This is a genomic window from bacterium, assembly GCA_020444325.1.
In the GTDB taxonomy this organism is placed as follows: domain Bacteria; phylum Bacteroidota; class Ignavibacteria; order SZUA-365; family SZUA-365; genus BM516.
In genome coordinates this window covers 1-25,156 of the sequence record JAHLLD010000009.1, presented here as the reverse complement: position 1 = coordinate 25,156, position 25,156 = coordinate 1, and the positions used below count along the sequence as shown (strand labels likewise).

Sequence of the window (25,156 nt, the reverse complement as noted above, 5' to 3'; positions counted from 1 at the left end):
AATGACGTCAAAACATGCCGTTTTCGTCAATAAATTGACGTTTACATCATGCCCAGCTTCTTCATACGCTCGACGAGCGTGGTGCGTTTGAGCCCGAGAATCTTGGCTGCCTCGGTTTTATTGCCGTCGGTGTGTTTGAGTACAAAGTTGATGTGCTCTTTTTCCATCTCCTTCAGCGTACTGAGACGTTTCGGGGCTCTGAGTGAAAGCTCGAGGTCGCTGCCGGATGTGCCGGCATCACGCCGTACCGCGTCACCCGTGTACTCGGAAGGCAGCATTTTTGTAATCAGCATTTCTTCCGTGCTCTGCGCGATCATGCGGTTGATCAGGTTTTCCAGTTCTCGGACGTTGCCCTTCCAGGGTATGCTTTTCAGATGCTCGACAAGTTCACCGGATGCACCGTGGACGTTGGAGGCATGCCTCTCGTTGTACTTCTGAATGAAATGCTCGACGAGTTCGGGGATGTCGCTGATGCGCTGACGCAATGGCGGCACGGTGATGGGGATGACGTTGAGGCGATAGAAAAGATCCTGACGGAAGCGCTCGGCCTCGATTTCCACCTGGAGATCCTTGTTCGTTGCGCAGATCACGCGGACGTTGACCATGCGTGTCTTTGTTTCACCCACGCGGCGGAACTCGCCTTCCTGCAGCACGCGCAGCAGCTTGGCCTGAAAGGCCAGCGAGGTGTTGGAAATTTCATCCAGGAACAGCGTGCCCCTGTGCGCTTCTTCGAACAGTCCCGGCTTGTCTGCCACAGCCCCGGTGAATGCGCCGCGCTTGTAGCCGAACAGTTCACTTTCGAGCAGCGTGTCGGGCAGGGCACCGCAGTCGACTGCCACGAAGCGATGCGCGCTGCGTGCGCCGTGGTAATGGATGGCCTTGGCGATGAGTTCCTTTCCCGTTCCACTCTCACCGTAAATCAGCACGCTGCCCTCGCTGCCGATGGCGGCCTGCGTTTCGGAAAACAGCTGCTGCATGGGACGCGACGAACCGATGATGTTCTCGAAACCGAACCGCTGTTCGACTTCCTTGCGCAGGTACAGATTTTCCTGCTTGAGCTTGTGATGCAGACGGGCATTCTCTACGGCAATACTCGCGAGGTTCGCGAAGGCTTCGAGAAACTCCGCATCAATCTCGGAAAAGCTCATGGCCTGCAGGGCGTCGGAGCGGGAATCGACGTACACGGTGCCGATGATTTCATCCTTCATCTTCATCGGGACGCAGATGAGGGAATGAATATTGTAGTTGACCACCGAATCGCGCCTGCTGAATTCTTCGTCCGACGCAGTGTCGGAAACGATGATGGGTTTGCCGGCGTGAAGGACGTCCTGCAGAATGCTCAGACTGATCTCCGTTGCGTCACGAATGGTCTCCTTCTCCACGTTGCGTGAGACCTTGAGCGAGAGCTGTTCGTTTTCGATGAGGAAAATCATGCCACGCTCGCCATTCATGGCTTCGAGTGCGCTGTCCATGATATTGTCGAGCAACCGGTCGAGGTCGAGAACGGAATTGATTTTTTCCGACACGTTGTAGAGTGTGCGCAGATTCTGCTCGCGCACCGCCGTGAGGGCGTGCGGGGATTCCGTGCGATGGGTGACGGCGAATTCCCGAATGATCTCCGCGTTCACGCGCACGTTTTCGGTGTAGCTGCGGTACAGCTGTGCGTCCTGTATGCTCTCTGCGCTCGCCATCAGCTCCTCATGCGCCCGCTCGATCATTTTTGCAGCTTCGGCGTGTTCGCGTGAGGCACGAAGAATAAGAGCGTGGTTGAGCAGGATGTCATGCGCGCCGCCGTAGAGGGGACCTTTCTCTTCGAGTATGGCAAGGGCGTCGGTCGACAGATCCACCGCAATGCTGGTGCGTCCCAGCTGCAGCTGGCAGCGTCCCGCATACGATCGAGCGAGGATGCTCAGCGAATCAAATCCGTGCCGGTCGGCCGTGTCACCGAGCGCATTGAACGCAGACAGCGCCTTCTCGAAATCATTGTCTTTTCCCCGCTGCAGATGCAGCATGCCCCTGCGGTAGTGCAGCATTGCGCTGATGTTTACATCCTGCGCCTTCGCAAGCAGTGATTCCGCCTGTGCGAGCAGCTTTTCGGCAATGTCATATTCCCGCAGCTCGATGCGGCAGCCCGCAATGTCAATATCGTCTGCCGCCACGCCGGCATCACTGCCTGCACCCTCCGCGAGCTTGCGTGCGGCAGCATACATTTCCATGGCGCGATCGTAGGAGCCGAGCGTCATGTACAGCTCGCCCAGGTTTTCGTGACAGAGCTCCTGCAGGTACGCGTCGCCGATTTCACGGGCGATGCGCAATTCTTCTTCGAGGTGCAGCAGGGCAGGGGAGTAGCGGCAGAGCGCGATTTCACACTGTCCCATCCCGCCCGCACTGGTCGCCAGCATGCGCCTGTCGCCAAGTTCACGTGCGACGGCATTGGCCTCGGTGTGACGCTCCAGCGCCTCCTCATAGCGGCCGAGGGCGTAGTACTGCGCGCCCATGTTGCCGGATGCGCGGATGATACCGCGGCGGTACCCCGCGCGTTCAAAGCGTTCACGCGCCTGCTGGAAGTGGTCAATGGCTTTTTCCGGGTTTTCGAGTACCGAGAAATGCACCAGTCCGATATCGATCAGGATGAGTCCTTCTTCCGTATCCGCATCCTGCTCGGCGAACAGCGCAAGCGCTTTTTCGTAATGCCCGAGTACGCTCTCGCCGGGAGTGGTGCGGTACTCGACAAAACCGATTTTCTGATGACAGTACGCCTGTCCCATCGCGTCACCGGTCTCGGTGTAATACCCGAGGGCTTTCTCAGCACTGCGGCGCGCGCGATCGAACTCTCCGGTGGAGAGGTAGTACTCGGTCTGACTCCGGTATACGCCGGCCAGGCGCTGCGGGGAATTTGACTGCGCAGCGAGCAGCAGCATTTCTTCGAGAAATTCTTCCTCATCGGCCCGTCGGCCGAGAATGTTGTTCAGTCTGCCAAGGGAGGAAAGGACTTCAAACCGTCTGTCGGTTTCATCGGTGGGCAGCAATGTGAGGGCGTCGCGCAGGAAGCGGTCGGCGGAGGAATAGTCGAATCTCTGCTCGCGGTATTCCGCCGCGGTCAGCAGAGGTTCGAGTGCGCGCAGGCTGTCAGACCCGTGCAGGGCGTGATGCGCGAGTACGGCATCGGCATCCTGCTGCGGGGGATGCGCGCTGAACCACTGGAACAGAACATCGTGCACGTCGGCGCCGGCATCGCCCGCGGCATCGCGAACGGCATCGTGTGCGGGATAGAGTCCTTCAGGTGAGGCTTCCACCAGCTCGGCATGCTGGAGCTCGGCCAGCGCGTCGAACACCGCGGTGTCTCCACGCTCGCAGAGTTCTGCAAGCGTTCCCGCCGTGAGGGGAATGCGCGCAGCGGTGAGGAAATGCAGAAGCCGCCGGGCATCATGCCCAAGGCGCTCGATGGCGCGCGTATACATCTGCGTCATCGACGAGGGGAAAAGCCCGCCGAGGTTCTCGCGCTCATGTACGAGCCACCCATGGTCGGTGGCCTCGAGCAGCTGTTCACTGACGCAGAAATTCAGCAGGTCTTCCACGCGACCGGGCATGCCCTTGCTCTGTCGTACAATCACTTCGACGAAAGAGGGAGAGACACTGCCGAGCAGCTGTGCGAGATTGTCGGCGATTTCCTGTCGTGACAGCGGGGGAAGGGTGATGCGGCGCAGACGCATGTCCTTACCGGACGCCGCCGGTTCACCGGATTCGGTCGTGGGATCGCTGCCGATGATGAGGAGAAAGCCTTCGTGCTTCCCCGCCTCGAGAAACGAGGGGAGGCTGGCGCAGAATTGCTGTGTGAGCGCATCTGCGAGGTGAAGATCGTCGACGGCGACGGCGTCCGCACCGAGGGCGCCGGTCAGCAGCTCGGCCGCCGCATGAAAGATGCGCAGCTTTTCATTTTCAAAACTGGCCGCGGGTTCTTCATTCGCCTCGACCCCACTGATGCTGCCGGGGAAGGATGATGCGAGAATGCGCAGCAGCGGCGTGCTTTCATCACTGCGGGCGACGCCGCGGTCAATCAGTTCGAGTACGCCTAAGAAACTGCTCTGTCCGGGACGAAGGGTGATGCGTTCGACGCGTGCGCCGTTGAACTGCAGATCGGTCACGAGGTCACGGATGAAGCGGCTTTTCCCGGCACCGAGCGCGCCCTCGATGCGCAGTACGCCGGAGTCGCTGCGGGAATTTTCCCATGCTTCCATTGCGCTGGCGCGTTCCTGCTCTCGCGGAATGTCGAGCAGACGCAGCACCTGCGTTTCTTCCGCCCGTTTCATTGCCGTTTCCCGCCCGAGGTATTCGGCGGCCTGCGCATGCAGCTGCCAGGCCGAGCGGTAACGCAGCTGCGGCTGCTTCTGCAGCAGCGTGGTGATCCACAGTGCGAAGGGTGCGCCGGTTTCATCGGGAATGGAGGGCAGGGGGGCTTCGATATGCTGCTTGAGGACGTCAAGGGGACGCTCGCCGCGATACGGCGGATCGCCCGAAGCCAGTTCATAGAGGATACAACCGAGTGCGTAAAGGTCCGATCCCGCATCCGGCAGTGCGCCGCGGATGATTTCCGGGGCCATGTATTCGAAGGTGCCGCTCAGTCCTCGCTGTTCGCCTGATGAAAATGAGCTCAGGCCGAAATCCATCACGCGCAGCGCATTCGGCGCGCCGTCCTGCGGAAGCAGGATGTTCGCGGGCTTCAGATCTCCGTGCGCGATATGCTGACTGTGAATGAAATCCAGCGCTGCGGTGAGATGGTACACCAGTTCCGCGAAACGTTCCCCGTCGAGATGTCCCTCGTCGTTGCGTACGTGTGCGGGCGCCAGCATGTCGCCATCCACCCAGTCCATCGCGAAGTATGCGTGTCCGTCGGACGTATACCCGAAGTCATGCACATGCACGAGCTGCGGATGCTCGAGACGGCTGAGCAGACGGAATTCCGACTGCATGCGTTCACGCTGCGCCGCGTCGACGTCTCGCAGCAGCTTGACGGCGACTTCACCGCCGCTGCTTTTCCGTGTGCCGCGGAACACGAGTCCGCTGCCACCGGCGCCCACATGCGCGGAAAGATCATATCCCGAAATCTCGGGAATGCTGATTTCAGCGGCTTCACTCATGTCCAGCCCTCATGTTTTGCCTCGCGGTTCATCAGCTCCTGCGTGGCGAGAATCGGATCCTTGTCCTCGAAGAGGATGGCGTACATCTGATGAATGATGGGCATTTCCACGCCCAGCTTCAGCGCCAGTTCATGCGCCGAACGTGTGGTGTCGACACCCTCGGCGACCATGGTCATTTCGGAAAGGACTTCGCGCACGGGACGACCCTTGCCGATTTCAACACCCACGTGACGGTTGCGGCTGTGCCGACTCATCGTGGTGACAATCAGATCGCCCAGCCCGGAGAGTCCTGCAAACGTATGCGGATCCGCATTCAGCGCAGCGCCGAGACGACGGATTTCCGCGAGTCCACGGGTAATCAACGCGGCCTTGGTGTTGTCGCCGAATTCCGATCCGTCACAGATACCGGCACCGATGGCGATCACGTTTTTCAGCGACCCGCCCAGCTCCACGCCGATGACGTCATCCGATCCGTACACCCGGAAACTCTCCGTCATGAAGGTTTCGATAACGTTCTGCGTGGTGCGGGGATTGCTGGATGCGGCGACGACAGTGGTGGGACGCTTGCGGCATACTTCCTCGGCGTGGGAGGGACCGGAGAGCACGGCATATCGTCCTGGCGTCAGCTGCGGCCACAGCTCCTGCACCACCTGCGAAATGCGCAGCAGCGATCCGTTCTCGATGCCCTTGGCCACGTTGACCACGGTCGCATCCCCGATCAGATCGCCGTCGATACCGCGGAGGACGGGACGCACGAACTGCGACGGCGTAGAGATCACCAGCATATCGCGTCCCTCCGCCGCCTGCCTGATGTCCGCCGTCAGCTGCAACGCTTCCGGCAGTTCGAGCATGGGAAGAAACACGGAATTATGCCGCGTCGTACGCATGGTTTCCACGTCATGCGCGTCGTACGACCAGAGGGTGACCTCGTGCTGTTTTTCGCAGAGCAGGGCGGCAAGCGTTGTTCCCCAGCTGCCAGCTCCCAGTATACCGATATTCATGTGTACCCTGTTGTGGGACAAATCCTGTTTCATGACCGATGACGGAAACACATCCTGCACGCGTGCTCACATTATGCACTTTCTGCATATTATGCACGTTCTGCATACGCCTGTTGCATCACACACGCATTCCGCAACACATACGCGTACCGCAACGCACTACTTGCGCGGTGAATGCTGGCGTTGTCGTGATCGGGAGTGTATATCCGGGGCTGCCGTGCCGTATCAGGCCTGCGGCGCCTCTACGCAGGCGCGCTGCTAGAACATGAAGGTCTTCATCGACGAGCCCATTTTGCGGCCCAGGACTTTCAGCTTGCTGAACTGGTTTTCCTGTCCCTGGAGCAGACGGCGAATATTTGCGCGATGGGCGTAGAACAGCAGCAGCGTAATCGCGATACTGAACAGAATCAGTGTATGATAGCTCGGAATATCGACGTTGAAAACATTGAAGCGGATGAAGAGTGAGGACGGAAATGCCGTCGCTGCGCTCAGTGACCCCAGCGAAACGTAGCCGGTGGAAAGCAGCACGAGCACGAAGACGATGAGCGCGATCGAGATGTCGATCGGCGCAATACCGACGAGCATGCCTGCTGCCGTGTTGATTCCCTTGCCGCCACGGAAATTCAGGAAGACCGAGAAAATGTGTCCGATAACCGCTGCGATGCCGGCGATAATCTGCACGACGGTGAAGTCGTCAAACGGCGTGCGGTTGTTGAATGGGAAATCCCCGTAATGCAGCCGTGCGATAACCAGCACGGCAAAGAGTCCCTTGGTGATGTCTCCGGCCTGTACCAGCAATCCCAGTTTCCATCCCAGGGTGCGCATGACATTGGTGCTGCCAATGTTGCCGCTGCCCTGCGTACGGATGTCTACGCCCTTGAGCCAGCGTCCCACAAGCAATCCCGTGGGAATCGAGCCGGCGATGTAACTGAGGATGATGATCAGACTGAGAAGATACATATGTACACACCAAAACTTCGTGTCAGATACAATACTGCAACATATCGCATTGCACTAATAAAATCAATGGGAAAGCACATCAAGTGTCAAAATAATGGCGGGAAGAAAATCGCTTCCAGTTGCTCTTCTGCCCGAATTCGATGAAATTGCGACACGTACATGCCACAGATCACCTACATTGACACCGAGGCGCCCACGCCGCGCGAACGACGATCCTTCTGGCGCCTCCTGCTGCGCCTGACGGTCCGCTACCGGGTTGCCATACTTGCGTTCATGGCGGTGTACCGCTTTGTCGGACTCTCTTTTGGTGAGATGCAGCAATGGGACGAATCGATTTACGCTCTGCGCGTGCAGGATATCCTGCGCTTCGGGGATATCTGGGATCAGAGTCCCCACATGCTCAGCGGATTATATTACGCGGTGCATCCGCCGCTGTACGTCTGGCTGTCCACCTCGCTTGTGCTGCTGACGACGGATGCCCTGTGGGTGTATCGCCTGACTTCGGCCATCGCCGCCGCGCTGCTGATTCCCCTGGTCTACCGTATCGCGCGCAGCAGCGCTCCCGCGGGACGCGCACTGGTCACGACAGGACTCTTTGCCTTCGCACCTCTTCCCACCTTTTATTCCCGGCAGGGACAACTGGATATGCTCCTTGCACTGGGCATGCTTGCAGCGCTGTATTTCGCATGGCGAAGCGTGCAGAGCCGGAGAGCGGGGGATACCTGGCTGGCGGGACTCACACTCGGGGTCGCCCTGCTCACGAAATTCGGTTTCGCGCTGAGCATCCCTGCCGCCGTTGCACTGACGACGCTGCTCGAAACTCCTGCACGCCGACTGCGCACCCTGCGTGTCGCCGTGCTGATGACCATCATTTCCCTGCCGCTGTGGGTGCCGTGGTTCTGGGCCATGACCGCACGCCATGGGAATGGGAATGTGTTCTGGCTCTTCGACCCTGCACTTCCGCTTGGCGCTACCATTACGGGAGCGGAGGGGACGGCGAAAGACACGGGAATGATGTTTTATCTCAATCAGCTGGTCGTGCATTTCGGACTGCTGTTTCCCTTTGCGGTGGTGGGACTGCTTGACGGACTCCGCCGTGAATCCCGCGGCATGCTGTCATGGGCCTCGGTGTTTACGCTGCTGCTGTTCGTCGTACTGCTTTTCCTGAAATCTTCTTTCACCGTTTACCTGCTCCCGGCCTTCCCGCTGCTTTTCCTGCTCGCCGTGCATGGGTTCGGACTGGTGAAGCGAATGAGCAATATCGGTGCCACGAGCATTGCCATTTTTGCGGTGTTCTGCCTCGCGTGGTCGCTGTTTCCCGAGGGACGTGTGGCGGTCAAGCAACTGTACACGCTCGTGCTTGCAGGGAACATTCCCGGGGATACGCTCACGGCATTGCTGCTGATGGCCGGAACGACGATCGCGCTGCTGCTCGGTGTGCTCATCCTCGTCCGCCGCCGCCGGCTCCGCTCGTGGCTCACACTGCCTCTGCTCTATACCGTCGCTGTCATCATCGCCGTCACCACCATGTACCGCATCTGGTTTGTGGACCCGGCGAAGTTTGTGGATGGAGCGCAGGACACCGTGTACGCACTCGAGACGCTGGAGGCTGATCATGTGCTCCTTGTCGGCAACGGCGACAATCCGCAACTGACATGGTACCTGGGCGGTGCAGATATCGGCTGGGTCGAGGGCGAGGGACAGCGATTTTTCCGTCTCGAACCCGAGGCGATGGGGGTGGACGGCATTCGTTCGCGCGCTGAACGCTTCGCCGATACCTCGCGCGTCGCGATGATTATCGAGAAGGATGAAATCACCTCTGGCGTGTACCGCTCGGCGCAGGATGTCATGCCCTCGAATTTCCGCATTTATTTTGAAACCCGGCGCTATGTCATTGCCGGTGAAAGTGAGCTGCAGCCGAATGAGTGAGCAGCCATTGTCCACGTCTCCATCAGCCTCCCGCACTGGCACGCCACCTCCCGATGGGCGCTTCCCCTTGCTGCGCACGCGCGCGACGGCGGTAACGGCGCTGCTGTATCTCGCTGCCGGACTCGCGATGACGCAGATCCGCCTGCTCAACACGCTCGGATACGAATCCGCTCTCGTCTTCGCGCTCATCGCTGCCTTTGCCGGCGGGGTGCTCTCGCTGCGGCTGCTGCGCGATGTACCCGCGTCACTGCCGGTTCCCGCCCTGGCCACGCACTGGCTGCGGGTTGCGGGCACAGGGGCGCTGCTGCTCGTGCTGCCCGCTGCGGTCCTCACCGTCAATGCGGCCTTCGTACGCAATTGCGCCATGTTCGACGGAGCAGGCTTCTGGCTCCTGCTGCCTTTTCCCACCGTGCTCTTCACCTCCGCGCTCGTACTGCTGCTGCGCCTGGTTGCGGGCAGACGTGCCGGACTGCTGTACGCGCTGCTGATCCTGCTTTTCCTCCTGCAGCCCTTCGTGCAGATTTACACGCGTCCCCAGCTCTTCGCCTACAACCACGTGTTCGGGATGTTTCTCGGACTGTCGTGGGATCAGACGCAACCGCCCTTCCTGACACTGCTTCTTTACCGGCTTTCCACGCTGGCATACGTTGTGCTGCTTCTCGGGGTGTCTCTCGCACTGCAGCAGCGCAGGCGTGGCGGCGTGCTGGAAGGACGCATGCGGCTGCTTCTCCTCGCGATGTTCATTCCTGCCCTGGCGGCCACCCTGTATTTTGCACAGCAGAGCGATGCCCTCGGTTTTACGAACAGCTATGAACATCTGCGTGAAGAACTCGGGGCGAAATTCAGCTCCGGGGATGTGGACATCTACTATGACAGCACGCAGGTGAGCGGGGAGGATATCCGTCTCATCGCACGGGAACACCGCTTCCAGCTCAAACAGGTCTGTACGGCGCTGCAGGTGCAATGGAAGGGCAGGCTGCAGTCGTATCTGTATCCTGACAGTAGAACGAAGAAGCGGCTGCTCGGAACGGAGAGCTCTCAGATCGCGCGGCCCTGGAAAAAGGAAATCCACCTCAGCATGGATTACTGGCGCGAATCGCTCAAGCACGAAATTGTGCACGTGGTGGCGGGCGCCTTTGGTCCCTACATCAATCATGCACCTTTCGTGCGGGTGCTGGGACTGACAGAAGGACTCGCAATGGCCGTCGAATGGTCGTGGGGAAATCGCACCCTGCATCAGCACGCAGCCGCGATGCTCAACTATGGCCTGCTGCCCACGGCACGGCAGTGCATCAGCACCATCGGTTTCGCGACCAACAGTTCTTCAGTCAGCTACGTTGCCAGCGGCAGTCTCACACGCTGGCTGATGGATTCGCTGGGCGTGCCGGTGATTCGCCGAGCCTATGCGGAAGACAATCTCGAGGAAGTCATCGGCATCTCGTACGAGGAAATGAACTCGCGCTGGCGCCGCTACCTGCGCACCGTTCAGCGTGCCCGACCCGACAGCATCGCCACGCTCTACGCGTTCAAACGTCCCTCGCTCTTCACCGCGGTGTGTCCCCGAGTCATCACCGAGCAGTCGCGTGATGCCGCCGAAGCGCTGCGGGATTTCCGTTTCGCCGACGCTCTGCAGATGTACAGGGAGACCGAACAGCTTGCGCCCAATGCCCGCGCCGTGTTCGGCATGACCGGCGCGCTGTATCAACTGGGGGAAATGGACTCTGTCCGTTCCCTTGTCGCACGCTACCTCATCGACAGCACCCGCGCGTACAGCCTCTATCCGCTGCTGCTCTGGGAGGGCGCGGCCGCATGGAAGCTGGGGGATTCGCTCGCAGCCGATCGTGCACTGACGCGGCTCCTGACCGCGAATCCTTCAGGCTGGCCCACGGCGCTGGCACAGCGCATGCGCAATGCGCTGAGGATCGGTGGCGCCGCGCGTCCCGCACTCCGCCACACACTGCTTGGCGCCCTGCGTCGGGAGCGGAATGAGGATTCGCTGCGCAACGTACGGAGTGAGGAAATGGAAATGTGGATGGACTCGCTCGGTACAGCGCATCCGGCAGCGCCGCTGCTGCTCGATGAATGGCTCCGCCTCGTTGCGCGGGACAGCTCCGGACGACGCCAGGCACTGACGCGCATCGCCTGGCTGCCGGTGGATCGAATGCCCACCGAGTTGCTCATGCGCTGCGGCGCCGTGTACTACGCGCTGGGGGAAAATGGCCGGGCGAAGGAATTTTTCAGAAAGGCTCTGATGATGACCGCACACCGCATGCTCCCGAAAGAGCAGATGCTGCGTTTGGAGATCCAGGAGTGGTTGGAGCGCTGCAGGGCGGATTCTCGTGGGGCGGATTCATGAATCCGCCTTACCGGGGCGGATTCGGGTTTCAGCAGGGCGGATTCATGAATCCGCCTTACCGAATTGTAGGGACTATTTCAAGCGTTGAATCCTCAACGTATCGGTATACGCGTCGAGGCGTTCGATGGTCGCGATGCCGTTGGCGGCGGGGGAGAAGCGGGGCATGAGGTTCTGGGGACCGATACGCGTCAGCGGCGTGGCGTCGAGCGTGGCCAGCCAGGTGTCGCCGGTGCCGGTTTCATACACCATGCTCGCGCGCTCACCCTGCACGTCGAAATCCACCACATGTCCCACGAGAATCTGATCAGCCTCGCCGGTCTCCAGGTCGAATTGGTAAATGCCCTCCTGATCGCGGACGTAAAGCCAGCGGTTCTGTGAGCGTGTGGCGTACACGAGGCGATGCTGCCAGGGATTTTCGTCGGTAAAGGGCACGGTGGTGAGGCTGTTGAGTTCCGCCCCGGTAAAATCGTATTCCTTCACTTCGCCGTCATCCCACCGGATCGCCACCGAACGCTGTCCGGTCAGCACCATGCTGATAATCGACGCATTTTTGTCGAGTGTCATCATGGGGAATTCAGACTCCACCGTCCATGTCGCCATGTCGTAGGTGGACTGGTTCACCGAGTAATTTCCGGGTGTGCCGCCAATCCAGACGAAAGATTTTCCCGTGTTGGTAAACTGCATCAGCTGCGGTTCGCCGCCCTCGGCCGGCTGGTAGTTGAGCAGCAGTTGTCCCTGCAGATCGTAGAGTCGGATGCTGCCGTTCTGCGTAAATGCCAGCGCCTGTCCTGAAGGATCGAAATCGTAGAGTCGGTGCAGAGTCTGCACGTCGGGCATGGGCACGATGCGGAGGTTGCCGGTGTCGAAATCCCGCACTGCGAGCTCGCCGCTGGAAACCGGGTTGTCGGCATCCACCACGCCTGAAGGTGCTTCGAGGTAGCCCGCAACAACGGCGCTGCCATCCGGCGTCCAGAGGGGATTGAAATAATGCCTCATTGTCGCCGGATCGTCTTCCGAACAAGCAGAGAGTAATGCCAGTGTGAGGATGGGGAGAAAAAGTCGTCTGAATGTGAGCATGCGCGTCGGTGAACTGTTGATCGGTTGGTGGAGCGGCAGGGCTTCCCTCCGTGCTTCGTTCTCTACAACACGGGATGTTCGGTGAAAGTTACGCATCACCGACCATATGGCTGGGGGAAAAATCGGGTGCCGTCACGGAGGTGACGTAATGATCAGGGAATTGAGCGGCACATTCTGCTGCCTGTTCTGTAGTTTCAAAGAGGCCGAACACGCTCGATCCGCTGCCGCTCATGAGGGATCCGACAGACCCCATTTCCATCATCCGGTCGCGAACGTGGCGAATTTCGGGGTGCTGCTGCATGACAACTTCCTCGAAATCGTTGTGCAGAACAGTGGCCAGCGCATCTGAATTATGCAGAATCTGCATAATTTTTTCACGAAGGGCGGGTTCGGGACGCGGTTCACGCACCCGAAGGCTTCCATAGGCCCATGCTGTGGAGACATGAATGCCGGGGTAGACGAGCAGAATGTAAAAAGGACACTGCCAGGAAAAGGGGGTGAGGATTTCCCCGCGTCCCCGTGCCTCCGCACTGTCGTCCTGCAGAAAAAACGGGACGTCGGAGCCCAGCATCGCAGCGATTTCCATGCGCTCTTCGTCAGGAACGCTGAGTCCCAGCAGTTCGGGCAATACGCGCAACACGGCGGCCGCGTTGGAACTGCCGCCCCCGAGTCCTGCTCCCGCGGGAATGTGTTTTTCCAGGTACATATGTACGCCGGTGTGCCGCTCGTCACGCAGCAGCATTTCTGCTGCGCGCACACAGAGATTCCCGCTGTCGCGGGGAATATCATCCCTGTTGCAATCCAGCGTAACGCCGCTGTCCGTTGCCTCGAAACTCAGCGTATCGTACAGGTTGACGCGATGAAAGACGGTCGCGAGGTCGTGAAACCCATCGTCGCGCTTTCCGAGCACATACAATCCGAGGTTGATTTTGGCGTACGAACGTACCGTCATACTGTCAGTTTTCCCCGAGAAAGAGTCCGAACGTCAGCCCCAGCCGCACGAAACCGCCGCCGAAATCGAATTCCGGCATGTCGTTCACCGCGAAACGGTCGTCCATTTCCCAGTCGCTGGTCGAGCCGCCATACCAGCCGCCGGTCAGGTCGACGATGGCGAAAGGATGCACTTCGTATTCCAGCGACAGCGTCGGCTGCCATGTGAAGAAATCGCTTGTGAGAACATGTCTGCGGTCGGCGTGGGATTCGAATTCCACGGGGAAAAGTTCTCCCCAGGTTTTATCCCTGTTCTCGGATTGCGTCATCGTCAGCGTATAGCTGCCGCCGCCGAGCATGCCGCCCAGGGCAATGTGAAAGCGTCCGAAGGGAATGACGTATTCGATCGTGACGCCGCCGGAATTGACATCCAGCTTGGTCGAGCGATAGAGCCCGTCAATATCCACGCGCTCTTCAGCAGAGCCGCCGTATCCCATGCCGCCGATGCGCAGGTTCGGGACGATCATGATGTACGCGTAGCCGCGTCCCCCGAAGAGGAACATGCCGTCTTCGTTCAATGCCGGAAATCCCTTTTCTGCAAGGGCGCTGTTGAGCGGAGAGGTGTTGATGAAATACCAGGTGGGGGTTACGCCGCCGCCGCCGCCCACGATTCCGCCGCCGCGCTGTCTGCGGTTGCGGGGATAATCTTCTTCCTGCGCCAGCAGACTGGCCGCGGGGAGGAGGACAAGGAGCAGCAGTACAAGGATGCGAGTCATCGGAAAGCAGTTGCGGGTCATCGGAAACCTTTCCTGTGTTGCGTGAATGCCCCAATATAGGCAGGATTTACAGCGCTACAACAATGCGACAACAATCTGCATGACGATGTTCGCGTAAATGCCGGCGATCACATCGTCCATCATGATCCCGCCACCGCCGCGCATGCGGTCGAACTGTCGGGCGGGCGCGGGTTTGACAATATCAAAGATGCGGAAGAGGAAGAATGCCGCCAGCGCCACCCACCAGATTTTCGGCAGGAAAGCCACCGCGAGCCACATGCCCACCGCTTCGTCCACCACGACGAGGGAGGGATCGTCGCCATGACGTTTTTCCAGTGCCGATGCGGCCGGGATGCCGAGGAAGAGGAAAACCAGGGCGAAAAGCGTGAGCAGCGTCCCGTTGTCGCTCCACGGCAGCACCCAGTACAGCGCCAGCGCCGCCGCCGAGCCGACGGTCCCCGATGCGAACGGGGCGTGTCCCGTAAACGCAAAACTCCCGAGGAAATGATACCAGGCATAAAGAATGGGGTGCGGGGGAGCGGCGTCTTGCTGTTTCATGCTTATCCGGCGATCTGTTTGGGTTTTCGCAGCAGTTGAATGACGAGGCGCCGGTTGTCGATCAGGTACTGCACTCCTGTGAGCAGCGTGATCAGCGTGACCGCGAGCATCAGCACGTACGTCAGTGTGGGATGCAGCAGCGTCTCGAAGGCCGAGCCGACGATGCCGCGCACCCAGCTAACGTCCTGTCCCACGATGACGAGCAGTAAGTAGTAGAGCACGGCCATCTGAATGAATGTCTTGGTCTGGGCGGATTTGGAGGTGGCGATATGCATGTTGCGGCTTTCCGCGAACGAGCGCAGCAGCGTGATCAGCAGGTCGCGTATGACGATGACCATGACCATCCACCATGGGACGTAGGCGAGGAAGGCGAAGGCCAGGAAGGCGGCGGACGTGAGAAATTTATCCGCCAGCGGATCCAGGAATTTCCCCAGGTTCGTCACCGTGCCGCTGCGCCGCGCGATCTCCCCGTCATACCAGTCCGTCACCGCCGCGATGAGGAACACCGCCAGCGAAAGCTGATTGAGCAGGGTGTTTTCCGAGATGAGCAGGAAAAAAAAGACGGGGGATAGCAGCATCCGGAAGAGCGAGAGCTTATTTGCGAGGGTGGAAAACATTGTGAATCGGGGAATCGGCACTATTGGCGAATGCTGCGAAGTTGAAATTACGGCAATTTTAAGGACAAAAAAAGCCTCCCGGTGGGGGGGAGGCTCATGCATGTCAGTGATATGGGAATCAGGGCAGCGGTTCGTCGAAAACCGGTTCCTCCTTCAGCTTGCGCACGATGGTGGCCTGCATGCCTTTTGGCCCCATTTGCGCCTCATATTCGACGATTTCGCCTCCTTTGAGTTTCTTGTAACCCTCGCCCTCGATCGATTTGTAGTGGACAAACACATCGCCGCCTTCTTCGGGTTTGATAAACCCGAATCCCTTGGCGTTGTTAAACCACTTCACGACGCCCTGTTCCATAGTGCCTCCTAGAAAACCCGTGATACAAGTGCCAAGACATCAGTGACACCATGTTCCTCCGTGCAATGAAAAACATGGGTTACAGACTGATCCACAGTCTAGCTGGAGAGATATGCTGGATGCATGGCTGGATGGGGATAGAATTTTGACCTAAAATACTTCCCTCAGGGACTTGACGCAAGTATAAACTCACGGTTTTGCAGGTATTTGGGCGACTTTTTCAATAATAATCCGGGGATATGCGTTGCCGGTGACGGTCACATGACGCTGGTAACGCTGTTCCGGATAGGAGAAATGGGCTTCGAGGGTCGCCTGCACGGTGCCGCTGTTGCCGTATCCGAGCATGGCGGGGATGTAACCCGGTGTGAACATACCCTGATGCGGCGCCACCATGGCGATATAGTCCGCTTTGGTCGAATCGATGAAAGCATCGATATTCCCGCGCATGTACGGCAGTGCCGCCGGTTCGATCAGTCCCCCCAGATCGATCACATAGCGCTTCCCGAAATATCCCAGCGCCCCGATATCGTATGCAGCGATGCGCGCATCCGGGGGAGTCTCATCGTGCACCCACCGGGCAGCGCGCACATGCACACTGTTGATATGCTCCACGCTGCTCTGCCACACCACCCGCCACTCGGTCAGCGCCCGCGCGCCGAGCACGACCATGGCCGCCAGCAGCACCGCTCGCGGCAGCACGTAACCTCCAAGCAGCCGTAGGGCGGACAGCGTGACCTCCTGCCGCGTCAAACCCTGAAGAACCCAGGCCACGAACCATCCCACCCCCAGCAGCATCGGCGCCAGGTACCGTCCCGCGTGCCCGGGATAGGGTAACATTATCGCGTAGGCGAGAACGTGCCCCGCGATCCAAACAATTAAAACCATACCCATCGACGCCCGCCGTGGGGCGGATTCATGAATCCGCCCTACGAAACCCCGGATCCGCCGGGCTATCCCCCAAATCCCCGCCAACCCCGCGGCCCCAGCCAAACCCCACAATCCCGGTCCGGCGCCACGCATGACGCCCCAGACGAGGGTACGGGTCCATCGATAGAGCATATCGGCGATGGCGGGGAAGATGCGCAGGGGGTTATCCGAGATGGGACGTCCCCCGGTTGCGAGCCAGCGTCTCCCGGCAAAGGTGCTGGTCAGCACAGTGCCGTTCATCGCGAGGTTGAAGCCGGCATAGATGAGGACGCCGATGGAGGAGATGGAGAGCAGGATGAGTGCGGGACGCCAGCTGCGCGCATGGCGCCAGGCGGCGAAGGCGAGCACGATGGCGAGAAGGAGTCCTTCGGGACGCGTGAGCACCAGCAGTGCCAGCGCGACTCCGCTCAGTTTCAGTCGTCCCTGCACGAAAAACAGCATCGCTGCGGTGGCGAAGAGCAGGAAGAGAAGGATTTCCATGCCGGAGAGCGTCCACCAGAGCAGCAGTCCGCTCAGCGGCAATATCGCGGCTCCGGCGGCGGAGGAAATGCGTCCGTAGTCCCCGCGCAGCAGCAGGCGGTGGAAGGCGAGGGAAAGGAGCAGTGCGCAGACTGCGCCGAGCATCCAGGCCACGGCGACGGGACCCCCACCCGCGAGCCTCCCCGCGGCGAGGAACACGGTCCAGAGCAGGCTGCTGCTGCCGGTGCTCGGTTCGCCGGGATTGAAAGAGAATGTGCCGTCATGTGCAAAGCTGCGCGCATACACGGCGTGTATCCACCCGTCATCGAGCGGGAAGCCGATATGCAGATGCGTCCCAATCACCGGCTGCAGGAAAAACAGCAGCGCGGCGGCCGTGAGCAGAAGGAGAAGAAGGGTATCTCCGTAGAAGGACTGCTCTTGAGGGTACGCGCGGCGGCGGGACATCCGTCAGAAGTCCTTGCGCCGGAAGATGTACGCGGCCCATACGTACATGGCCAGGGCCGAGAGGGCGGAGGTCCATACGGCGGACCATTCCAGGGGCAGCCCGGTCACCAGCGCATGGCCGAATTGTCCGAGCGCGTCGGGGCGAGGCAGGGCGTAGTAAAACACGCTGAGTACATCGGCGATGGCATCCGAGGATGCAACCTGGGCGATGACTTCGCGGGATTCGAGTATGGGACTGATGAGGAAGTAAAACACGTACAGCACGATAATGGTCAGCGCCGAACTCCTTGAGGATACCCCTATCAGCGTCATCGGTCCATACAGCACGACAAAGGTATAGGTGATGGACAGCGTCACCGCGAGGAAGCCGGGATTCCAGAATCCGGTGCGCACGCCGAAGATCAGCCACATGCCTATGATATAGTAAGCGACGTTGGCGAAGACGATAAGCAGCGAGCCGAGAAATTTCCCGAGGAAAATTTCCTGGCGGGAAACGGGCTTCGAGAGCAGCAGGTCGATGCTGCCTTTTTCCATCGCGTTGGGGAGGATGCTCGCGGTCGCGAAAATAGACAGAACGAGAGCGGCGAAATTGATGAAACCGGTGAGTCCCGCCTGTATCTGACGAATGATGGTCTGATCGGTCATGATCTGCACCGTCTGCTGCTTGCCTTCGGGACTACCCATTTCAATGGATTCGGGCATGAAGACGGCGGCGAGCACGGTCAGGGCGAGGAAGAAACTCGATATTACGAAGAAGCCGATGATGGTCTTGCGCGCGAGTCCTTCCCGTATGGTGTGTTCAATGATGGCGAGGAGTTTCATGCGTTTTCCTCCCGCGAAATGACGTCAATGAACATATCCTCGAGACTCTGTCGTTTCTGCGAGATCTCCGTGATAAGCACGCCTCTTGCACGCAGCTGGTCTATGACCTCGTTGAGCGTGGAAACGTCTTCAAGGGTCAGGCTCAGCACCGTGCCTTCAAGCTCGGCACGGATGCGCGTCGCATCCCACTGCGTGAACAGTTCCTGGGGGATATCTCCCTGTACGCCGACGCGAAAGACGTTGTCCTGCATCGTCAGTTCCTGCACGGTGCCGAGGCGGACGAGTTTCCCTTTGTTGAGGATGGCCACGCGGTCACAGATCATTTCCACCTCCGAGAGCAGGTGGGAATTGAGGAATACCGTTTTACCCTCGTTGCGCAGACGCACGAGAAGATCGCGGATTTCCTTGCGTCCCAGTGGATCCACGCCATCCGTCGGTTCATCGAGAATGACAAGCTGGGGATCATTGATCAGCGCCTGCGCGAGTCCGATACGCTGCATCATCCCTTTCGAGTACTTGCGGATTTTCGTTTTATGCCAATCCTGCATATTGACCAGCTTCATACGGTCCTTCACGCGTTCTTCAAGCTTCGCGCCGGAAAGACCGGACAGCTTGCCGAAATAGTTCAGCACGCCCGCACCCGTGAGGAAATCGGGATAGCGGTGGTTTTCCGGCAGATAGCCCACGCGGGATTTCATCGCGGCCGTTCCAACCGGCGCACCGAGCAGCTCCGCGCGTCCCGCCGTCGGGAATACGATTTCCAGCAGCACCTTGATGAAGGTGGTTTTCCCCGCACCGTTCGGTCCCAGCAATCCGAAAATTTCACCCTCGCGCACATCCAGCGAGAGATCCGAAAGCGCCTTCACCGCGCCATTCTTCTTCCGCGGATTGAACACCTTCGTAATGCCTTCAGCATGTATGATCGACATGGTGTACCCTCTTGTGATGGATTCACAGAAGATAGTGATAACAGCTCAAACCACGAAGAAAAGGTGTTTGCGCTTCGGTCCGCTGCGCGGCACCTCGCGCAGGTGTTTCTCCGCTGTCGCGGAGAGTTCTTCGCGCTGCGCGCGGGTGTTTCGCCTTCGGCGAGTTTTTTGCGCTTTGCGCAGGTGTTTCTCCGCTGTCGCGGAGAGTTCTTTGCGCTGCGTCCCGATCTGCGGGACTTCGCGCGGGTGTTTGTTCGAAGCGCAGGTGTTGCCGACTACGTTCCGCGCAGCGGAACAATACCTGCGCCAGGCCACGCGAAGCGGGGTCTGGTGCAAACACTGCTCCGCGGCAGCGGAGCAACTCCCTCCTATGCGGGGAAGATAGAACTCAACTGACCTGCAAACTGTTAGCTATACCATGAACAACGAGCAACTCCTCCGACGGGCGCTGATACTCAGTGTTATTACGATTGTCTACAATGTGATTGAAGGACTCGTCTCTGTGTACTTCGGTTATGCTGATGAGACGCTGGCGCTGTTCGGCTTCGGGGCGGACAGTTTTGTTGAAGTGATTTCAGGACTGGGAATCCTTCACATGATAATGCGCATGAAGCGCGCGCCGGTGATGCAGCGCGATTCCTTTGAACGCACGGCGCTGCGCGTAACGGGAGTGAGCTTCTACCTGCTGACGGCGGGACTCCTCGCCGGGGTCGTCCTCAATATCATACAGGACGTGAAGCCGGAAACCACACTGGTGGGCATCATCATTTCCTCGCTGTCGATACTGACGATGTACGGCTTGATGAAAGCAAAACTCTCGGTCGGCAAGGCGCTGAATTCCGACGCCATCATCGCCGACGCCAACTGCACGCGCACCTGCTTCTACCTCTCAATCATCCTTCTGGCATCGAGCGGACTCTACGAACTCTTCGGCATTGCCTGGTTCGACCTCCTCGGCAGCCTCGGCATCGCATACTTTGCCTTTTCTGAAGGACGCGAAGCCTTCGAGAAGGCCTCAAGCGAAACCCTCGCCTGCAGCTGCGAGCATTAGGAGGGAATTGCTCCGCTGTCGCGGAGCAATACCTTCCTGGAGACATCGTGGTTAGATTCTCTTGCGCAGGACGGCGGAAGGCAGTATATTTACTGATCTGTTCTGGCGCGTTCGTCTAGCGGTTAGGACACGGCCCTCTCAAGGCTGAAACACGGGTTCGATTCCCGTACGCGCTACAGTGATAACCCGCCACGCAAGGCGGGTTTTTCTCTTTTAACCATACTCGCGGTGATAGTGATGCGACGTTTCATACATTCGATGTTCCTTCTGCTCGTGCTGGCGCTTCCGCTGCAGGCGCAGCGCATGGTCGAGCTGACCATTCTGCATTACAATGATTTTCATTCCCAGAATGTGCCGACAACGACCTGGTTGACGCAGGATGATGGCAGTCGCGGGAAAGTCGAGGTGGGTGGCAGCGCGGTGCTCAAGGCGTATATCGACCGCGAACGTGCGGCGGATCCGAATCCCATCCTCCTGCACGCGGGCGATGATTTTCAGGGCACGCCGATCAGCTCGATCACGAAGGGACGATCACAGTTCCGTTTGCTCGAGCTGATACAACCGGATGTGATGACGCTTGGCAATCACGAGTTCGATTACGGCGCGGATAATATCCGGCACCTGCTTCCCACGGTGACCTTCCCGATCGTGTCGGCGAACCTGTGGGATAAAACCATCGGCGCACCGTTCGTACCGCGCTACCGCGTGCTGCATCGCGACGGCATGGCCATCGGGGTCATCGGACTCGCGCCGCCGGACCTGGCGGAACTGAGTCTGCGCGAGAACGTGAAGGATCTCGATGTACTCGATCCGGCCATGGTCACGCGGCAGACGATGAAGGAGCTGGAGCGGGATTTCGGGGTGAAATTTTTCATCGTCCTCAGTCACATGGGCGTGGAAGTCGACAGTGCCCTGGCCACGAATGTGGACGGCATCGATGTGATCGTCGGGGGACATTCCCACACCTCGCTGTGGGTGCCGAAAAAAATCAACGGCACAGTGATCGCACAGGCGGGGGATAAGGGGCGATTTCTCGGACGCCTTTCCCTCACCGTGGATGCGGATGAGGGACGCGTGGTGAAATCCTTCGGGAAACTGCTTCCCACGGTGGTGGCGGATGTGACGCCGGATCCCGTGGTGGGCGCGCTGGTGGAGGAGCTGGAATCAGAAGTAGCGGCTGGACTCAGTGAGCAGATCGGCACGCTGGAAACGGACTGGAAGCGCTCGCGCGAAGGCGAAAGTAACATCGGCAACTGGGAAACCGATGTCATGCGCGCATACGCGAAAGCGGACGTCGCGTTTCAGAACAGCGGCGGGATACGCAAGGATCTCGACGCGGGTCCCATCACCCTCCGCGACATCTGGGAAATCGCGCCTTTTGGAAATCATTTTGTTATGTTTCAGGTGTCCGGCGCACAGCTTCGCGAGATGATTCATCACCAGGCGATGGTGACCGGTGAGTTTTGCCAGGTGAGCGGACTCGCGTACACCTTCGACTACGAGGCTCCCGCGACACAGCGCATCAGGCGGGCGACGGTCAATGGCCGGAACATCAAGAACGATGAAGTGTACTCGGTGGTAACCAGCAATTATGTGGGCGGACACCTGCACGACGTGTTCGGTTTGCCCGAGGCAGAAATCGAGGTGCACGAAGTGCTGCCCACGCATGTGGACCGCGACGTATTCATTGATGCCGTGCGCAAACAGAAGAACGTGCGATCGCAAGTTGAAGGACGTATCACGCTTATCGGAGTAAAACCATGAAAATCCCCATGACGCTGCTGTCGCTGCTGCTGACCGTGGTACTGATTTCCTCAATGCCGGGCTGTGACGATGAGGGGACGCGTCCTGGTGATGAAATCGTCTTCCCGGAATCCAACGTCAGCTATTCCCAGCATGTGCAGCCCTTTTTCAACCTGCGCTGCGCCAATATCGGCTGTCATGACGCGTCGACGCGGGCAGGGTCTTTGAGTCTCGCCTCGTATTCCGAAACGACGGAAAACCCTGCGATCGTGCGTCCCGGAAACGCGAACGGCAGTCTCCTCATGCAGCGCATTGACGGACGACTGCCGCATCCGATCGACGTGCCCATCATCATCAACGACAATCAGCTCGAAGGCATCCGTACCTGGATCAACGAGGGTGCGAAGTACAACTGATGTTCGGTACGCTCACACAGCAGCAGGCGAAGGATTTTGCGCGCCTGCATGAGAAAAAGCACCGCGAGGCTGCAGGACAGCTGCTGCTGGAAGGGGAGAGGCTCGTCGGCGACGTGCTTCGCAGCGATTTGCGCACGGAAATGCTCGTTATCGAGTCGGAAATGGCGTCAAAATATGCAGAAAGTGCATATTTGGCGGAGAAAAAAGGCGTTTCGGTGCTTCACTGCTCCGCGCGCAATGCCCGCAAGCTCTCGGACACGCCGCATCCCCAGGGCATTTTCGCGCTGGTCGACATGCCCGCGACCGATCCCCGTGCCGCGCTGGATGCCGCTCCGGCCGATCGTCCGGTATTCGTACTGCATGGCATCGCCGATCCCGGCAATCTCGGCACCATCATGCGCACGACGGAATGGTTTAACGGCGCATCCCTTTTGCTGAGCGCCGACAGTGTGCATCCCTTTAATTCAAAAACCCTTCGGGGAAGTATGGGCTCGGCATTGCGCCTGAACATCGGCGTGTACCCGGATTTCGACTGGCTCGAACGCGAGGCGGAGAGGACCGGTCGTCCCCTCGTCGCCACTGCGGCGGAAGAGGGCAGGGCGCCGGCGGATTTCCCGTCCGCCAACCCCATCATCCTCCTCGGCAGCGAAGCGCACGGAGTGGCTTCCCCCATTCTTGCGCGTACCTCGGGAACGCTGCGTATCCCGGGCGGAGGAACGGAATCGTTGAATATCGCCATTGCGCATGCGATTCTTGCCTATGCCTTCTCCCTGAAATAATACTTTATGTGTCCTCCTGAATTGCTTGGTATTATTAGATGTTCTTCTGTACATTGGCTTTATACAATACATCTGAACAGCCTGAAGGATTAATTTCCCCATGCGCCTGACGCGGAGAGGAATCCTTTTTCAAATACTAGCCCTCGTTTTCCTCCTATCCCTCGCACGGCCACTGCTGCATGCGCAGGACATGGGTATGCTCGACGAGGAATACCGATCCCGGTATTCGCAGGGACTGCTGTCTTTCCGCGGAGCGGGGGGATTGAACCGTTACCTGGGGGAATTCACATCGAGGGACGACAACCGTCAGCTTTCGATGTCCGCCATGTACACTGTGCGGACTTTTCTGTCCGCCGGTATTTCCGTGGATTACGGACAGTTCTCATACCTGCGTGAACGCGCGGCGGTGGATCCGGAGCTGTACGACTACCAGTTCGGCGGGACGGACGCCGAGCGGGAAACCGAGTATACGTCCTTCAACCTCATGCTGCAGTATTCCCCGCTGCAGATATCCATCTTCGACCTGTATTTTCTGTTGGGCGCCGGCATCACGGTGTACGATGCGCAGGATCACGGCGGAAACCAGGTCACCGTGCGTCCCGACGCCGACATGCCCGGGACGATTTCCGTGCCGTTCGGGATGGGACTCGATGTGTTTGTCACGCATGAAGTCGCCATCAGCACCGAACTGCGCTACAATATGATTTTCAAAGGTGATCTGGATGCCTATGACGAGCGCATCCTCACTATCGAGTATATCAAGGACGGCGGGTCGCGCGCCTATCGTCCCGAAGAAGTCAACGACAACCTCATTACCGCGACGATCGGATTGAAGGTCTTCCTTTTCCGCAACGACGATTACGACGGCGATCTGCTGCCGAACTGGTCGGAGGAAGGACTCGGAAGTGATATGTACAACCCGGATTCGGACGGGGACGGACTCTCGGATTTCGAGGAGACGCAGCATTTCCAGGCGGATCCGCGCAAGGCGGATACGGATAACGATCAGATCGACGATTATGCCGAGGTGACGATTTTCCGTACCGAGCCCTATGCGGATGATTCCGACGGGGATGGACTCTCGGATTTCGAGGAAATCTATCGCACGGGGACGAATCCCCTCAACCGGGATACTGATGGCGACGGACTCGAGGATGCGGATGAGGTGCGCTTCAAAACCGATCCGACCCTTGTTGATACGGATTTTGATGGACTGACGGATTACGCCGAAGTGCGGGTGCATCACAGCAATCCCCTCAAGCCGGATACGGACGGCGATGGCGTGTTCGATTACAACGAAGTGTCGACGTATTTTACGAAAGTGGACAGTGGCGACTCCGACGGTGACGACCTCAACGACTATGAGGAAATCGCCTATCATCACACCAATCCCAACAAGCGTGATACCGACGGCGACGGCATCACCGACGACAGGGAAATCGTCGAAACCCGTACCAATCCCCTCGACCGTGATACCGACAGCGACGGTATCTGGGACGGCATCGACCAGTGTCCCCTCGTGCCCGAAACCTACAACGGCATCAAGGATGACGACGGTTGTCCCGACGGTGTCGGCACCATGGACGATCCCCTGGCCCTGAACGGGCGGGGCAAGGGTCCATCAACCGGCGAGGGCGACGGAATGTCCGATTACGGCAAATCCGGTAATTCCGGGGCATCGGGCATGGGCGAAGGTGACGGCAGCCAGGGTGGACGCGGCAAAGGCATTTCCACCGGTGAGGGTGACGGGATGTCTGATCGCGACATCGTCATCGGCGAGAATTTTGACGGGGAAGGACTTTCCGGCGGAGCCGAAGGCGGCGCGGGGAAAGGTGTTTCCACCGGTGAAGGCGAAGGCATGGTCGACCGCG

20 protein-coding genes and 1 tRNA gene are annotated in these 25,156 nt (G+C 59.1%); 8 read left to right on the top strand and 13 right to left on the bottom strand.

Annotated features, from left to right (window positions below; translation table 11 throughout):
• Positions 1-41: 41 nt before the first annotated feature.
• The 3 genes from KQI65_12290 to plsY all read right to left on the bottom strand — a co-directional run bounded on the left by KQI65_12290 (position 42) and on the right by plsY (position 7,099).
• Positions 42-5,138: a sigma 54-interacting transcriptional regulator gene (locus KQI65_12290; protein MCB2205517.1), complete on the bottom strand. Its 5,097-nt coding sequence runs from the start codon at positions 5,136-5,138 to the stop codon at positions 42-44.
• On the bottom strand, positions 5,135-6,139 hold the full coding sequence (locus tag KQI65_12285) for an NAD(P)-dependent glycerol-3-phosphate dehydrogenase (protein ID MCB2205516.1): 1,005 nt from the start codon (positions 6,137-6,139) through the stop codon (positions 5,135-5,137). Before KQI65_12285 ends, KQI65_12290 begins: the two co-directional genes overlap by 4 nt.
• 258 nt (positions 6,140-6,397) lie before the next feature.
• On the bottom strand, positions 6,398-7,099 hold the full coding sequence (gene plsY / locus KQI65_12280; protein ID MCB2205515.1) for a glycerol-3-phosphate 1-O-acyltransferase PlsY: 702 nt from the start codon (positions 7,097-7,099) through the stop codon (positions 6,398-6,400).
• 159 nt (positions 7,100-7,258) lie between these two features.
• Between plsY and KQI65_12275 the strand changes: the two genes are divergently transcribed.
• Positions 7,259-9,028, top strand: a complete 1,770-nt coding sequence (locus KQI65_12275; GenBank protein MCB2205514.1) for a glycosyltransferase family 39 protein — start codon at positions 7,259-7,261, stop codon at positions 9,026-9,028.
• Positions 9,021-11,384 carry a hypothetical protein gene (locus KQI65_12270; GenBank protein MCB2205513.1) on the top strand — a complete coding sequence of 788 codons (2,364 nt, stop codon included), beginning with the start codon at positions 9,021-9,023 and terminating at the stop codon, positions 11,382-11,384. Before KQI65_12275 ends, KQI65_12270 begins: the two co-directional genes overlap by 8 nt.
• Positions 11,385-11,456: 72 nt before the next feature.
• Here the strand turns inward: KQI65_12270 and KQI65_12265 are convergent, their stop codons facing one another.
• The 10 genes from KQI65_12265 to KQI65_12220 form a co-directional block, all read right to left on the bottom strand.
• Complete coding sequence (locus tag KQI65_12265; GenBank protein MCB2205512.1) at positions 11,457-12,461, bottom strand: hypothetical protein; 1,005 nt, start codon at positions 12,459-12,461, stop codon at positions 11,457-11,459.
• A gap of 88 nt (positions 12,462-12,549) precedes the next feature.
• Positions 12,550-13,413, bottom strand: a complete 864-nt coding sequence (gene ispE, locus KQI65_12260) for a 4-(cytidine 5'-diphospho)-2-C-methyl-D-erythritol kinase (GenBank protein MCB2205511.1) — start codon at positions 13,411-13,413, stop codon at positions 12,550-12,552.
• A 4-nt stretch (positions 13,414-13,417) separates the two neighbouring features.
• Positions 13,418-14,188: a hypothetical protein gene (locus KQI65_12255; protein ID MCB2205510.1), complete on the bottom strand. Its 771-nt coding sequence runs from the start codon at positions 14,186-14,188 to the stop codon at positions 13,418-13,420.
• Between the two features lie 54 nt (positions 14,189-14,242).
• Positions 14,243-14,725, bottom strand: coding sequence for a phosphatidylglycerophosphatase A (locus tag KQI65_12250; protein MCB2205509.1), 483 nt, complete (start codon positions 14,723-14,725; stop codon positions 14,243-14,245).
• A gap of 2 nt (positions 14,726-14,727) precedes the next feature.
• A complete protein-coding gene (gene pgsA, locus KQI65_12245; GenBank protein MCB2205508.1) occupies positions 14,728-15,342 on the bottom strand; it encodes a CDP-diacylglycerol--glycerol-3-phosphate 3-phosphatidyltransferase in 615 nt (204 codons plus the stop codon).
• Positions 15,343-15,460: 118 nt separating this feature from the next.
• Positions 15,461-15,694, bottom strand: a complete 234-nt coding sequence (locus KQI65_12240) for a cold shock domain-containing protein (protein ID MCB2205507.1) — start codon at positions 15,692-15,694, stop codon at positions 15,461-15,463.
• 189 nt (positions 15,695-15,883) lie between these two features.
• On the bottom strand, positions 15,884-17,545 hold the full coding sequence (locus KQI65_12235; protein ID MCB2205506.1) for a hypothetical protein: 1,662 nt from the start codon (positions 17,543-17,545) through the stop codon (positions 15,884-15,886).
• A 3-nt stretch (positions 17,546-17,548) separates the two neighbouring features.
• A complete protein-coding gene (locus KQI65_12230) occupies positions 17,549-18,367 on the bottom strand; it encodes an ABC transporter permease (GenBank protein ID MCB2205505.1) in 819 nt (272 codons plus the stop codon).
• Entirely contained in the window at positions 18,364-19,296 is a 933-nt protein-coding gene (locus KQI65_12225; protein MCB2205504.1) for an ABC transporter ATP-binding protein, read from the bottom strand. Before KQI65_12225 ends, KQI65_12230 begins: the two co-directional genes overlap by 4 nt.
• Positions 19,297-19,341: 45 nt before the next feature.
• Positions 19,342-19,632, bottom strand: a complete 291-nt coding sequence (locus KQI65_12220) for a hypothetical protein (GenBank protein MCB2205503.1) — start codon at positions 19,630-19,632, stop codon at positions 19,342-19,344.
• A gap of 82 nt (positions 19,633-19,714) precedes the next feature.
• Here KQI65_12220 and KQI65_12215 point away from each other — a divergent pair, with 82 nt between their 5' ends.
• The 6 genes from KQI65_12215 to KQI65_12190 form a co-directional block, all read left to right on the top strand.
• The gene (locus KQI65_12215; GenBank protein MCB2205502.1) at positions 19,715-20,347 is read left to right on the top strand and encodes a cation transporter; all 633 of its coding nucleotides are present in this window, start codon (positions 19,715-19,717) and stop codon (positions 20,345-20,347) included.
• Positions 20,348-20,451: 104 nt separating this feature from the next.
• Positions 20,452-20,523: transfer RNA gene (locus KQI65_12210), tRNA-Glu, on the top strand.
• A 61-nt stretch (positions 20,524-20,584) separates the two neighbouring features.
• Positions 20,585-22,111 (top strand): 5'-nucleotidase C-terminal domain-containing protein, encoded by a 1,527-nt coding sequence (locus KQI65_12205; protein MCB2205501.1) that lies wholly within the window; start codon positions 20,585-20,587, stop codon positions 22,109-22,111.
• Positions 22,108-22,506, top strand: a complete 399-nt coding sequence (locus KQI65_12200) for a hypothetical protein (protein MCB2205500.1) — start codon at positions 22,108-22,110, stop codon at positions 22,504-22,506. The genes KQI65_12205 and KQI65_12200 overlap by 4 nt, the downstream gene beginning before the upstream one ends.
• Positions 22,506-23,285 (top strand): RNA methyltransferase, encoded by a 780-nt coding sequence (locus KQI65_12195; protein ID MCB2205499.1) that lies wholly within the window; start codon positions 22,506-22,508, stop codon positions 23,283-23,285. The genes KQI65_12200 and KQI65_12195 overlap by 1 nt, the downstream gene beginning before the upstream one ends.
• 196 nt (positions 23,286-23,481) lie before the next feature.
• The coding region (locus tag KQI65_12190; protein MCB2205498.1) for a hypothetical protein at positions 23,482-25,156 on the top strand (1,675 nt) is incomplete at its 3' end.

Bases quoted from the DNA above. Each gene is read 5' to 3' on its own strand.
- KQI65_12290 (MCB2205517.1), bottom strand. From the start codon at position 5,138: ATGAGTGAAGCCGCTGAAATCAGCATTCCCGAGATTTCGGGATATGAT.
- KQI65_12285 (MCB2205516.1), bottom strand. From the start codon at position 6,139: ATGAATATCGGTATACTGGGAGCTGGCAGCTGGGGAACAACGCTTGCC.
- plsY (MCB2205515.1), bottom strand. From the start codon at position 7,099: ATGTATCTTCTCAGTCTGATCATCATCCTCAGTTACATCGCCGGCTCG.
- KQI65_12275 (MCB2205514.1), top strand. From the start codon at position 7,259: ATGCCACAGATCACCTACATTGACACCGAGGCGCCCACGCCGCGCGAA.
- KQI65_12270 (MCB2205513.1), top strand. From the start codon at position 9,021: ATGAGTGAGCAGCCATTGTCCACGTCTCCATCAGCCTCCCGCACTGGC.
- KQI65_12265 (MCB2205512.1), bottom strand. From the start codon at position 12,461: ATGCTCACATTCAGACGACTTTTTCTCCCCATCCTCACACTGGCATTA.
- ispE (MCB2205511.1), bottom strand. From the start codon at position 13,413: ATGACGGTACGTTCGTACGCCAAAATCAACCTCGGATTGTATGTGCTC.
- KQI65_12255 (MCB2205510.1), bottom strand. From the start codon at position 14,188: ATGACCCGCAACTGCTTTCCGATGACTCGCATCCTTGTACTGCTGCTC.
- KQI65_12250 (MCB2205509.1), bottom strand. From the start codon at position 14,725: ATGAAACAGCAAGACGCCGCTCCCCCGCACCCCATTCTTTATGCCTGG.
- pgsA (MCB2205508.1), bottom strand. From the start codon at position 15,342: ATGTTTTCCACCCTCGCAAATAAGCTCTCGCTCTTCCGGATGCTGCTA.
- KQI65_12240 (MCB2205507.1), bottom strand. From the start codon at position 15,694: ATGGAACAGGGCGTCGTGAAGTGGTTTAACAACGCCAAGGGATTCGGG.
- KQI65_12235 (MCB2205506.1), bottom strand. From the start codon at position 17,545: ATGTCCCGCCGCCGCGCGTACCCTCAAGAGCAGTCCTTCTACGGAGAT.
- KQI65_12230 (MCB2205505.1), bottom strand. From the start codon at position 18,367: ATGAAACTCCTCGCCATCATTGAACACACCATACGGGAAGGACTCGCG.
- KQI65_12225 (MCB2205504.1), bottom strand. From the start codon at position 19,296: ATGTCGATCATACATGCTGAAGGCATTACGAAGGTGTTCAATCCGCGG.
- KQI65_12215 (MCB2205502.1), top strand. From the start codon at position 19,715: ATGAACAACGAGCAACTCCTCCGACGGGCGCTGATACTCAGTGTTATT.
- KQI65_12205 (MCB2205501.1), top strand. From the start codon at position 20,585: ATGCGACGTTTCATACATTCGATGTTCCTTCTGCTCGTGCTGGCGCTT.
- KQI65_12200 (MCB2205500.1), top strand. From the start codon at position 22,108: ATGAAAATCCCCATGACGCTGCTGTCGCTGCTGCTGACCGTGGTACTG.
- KQI65_12195 (MCB2205499.1), top strand. From the start codon at position 22,506: ATGTTCGGTACGCTCACACAGCAGCAGGCGAAGGATTTTGCGCGCCTG.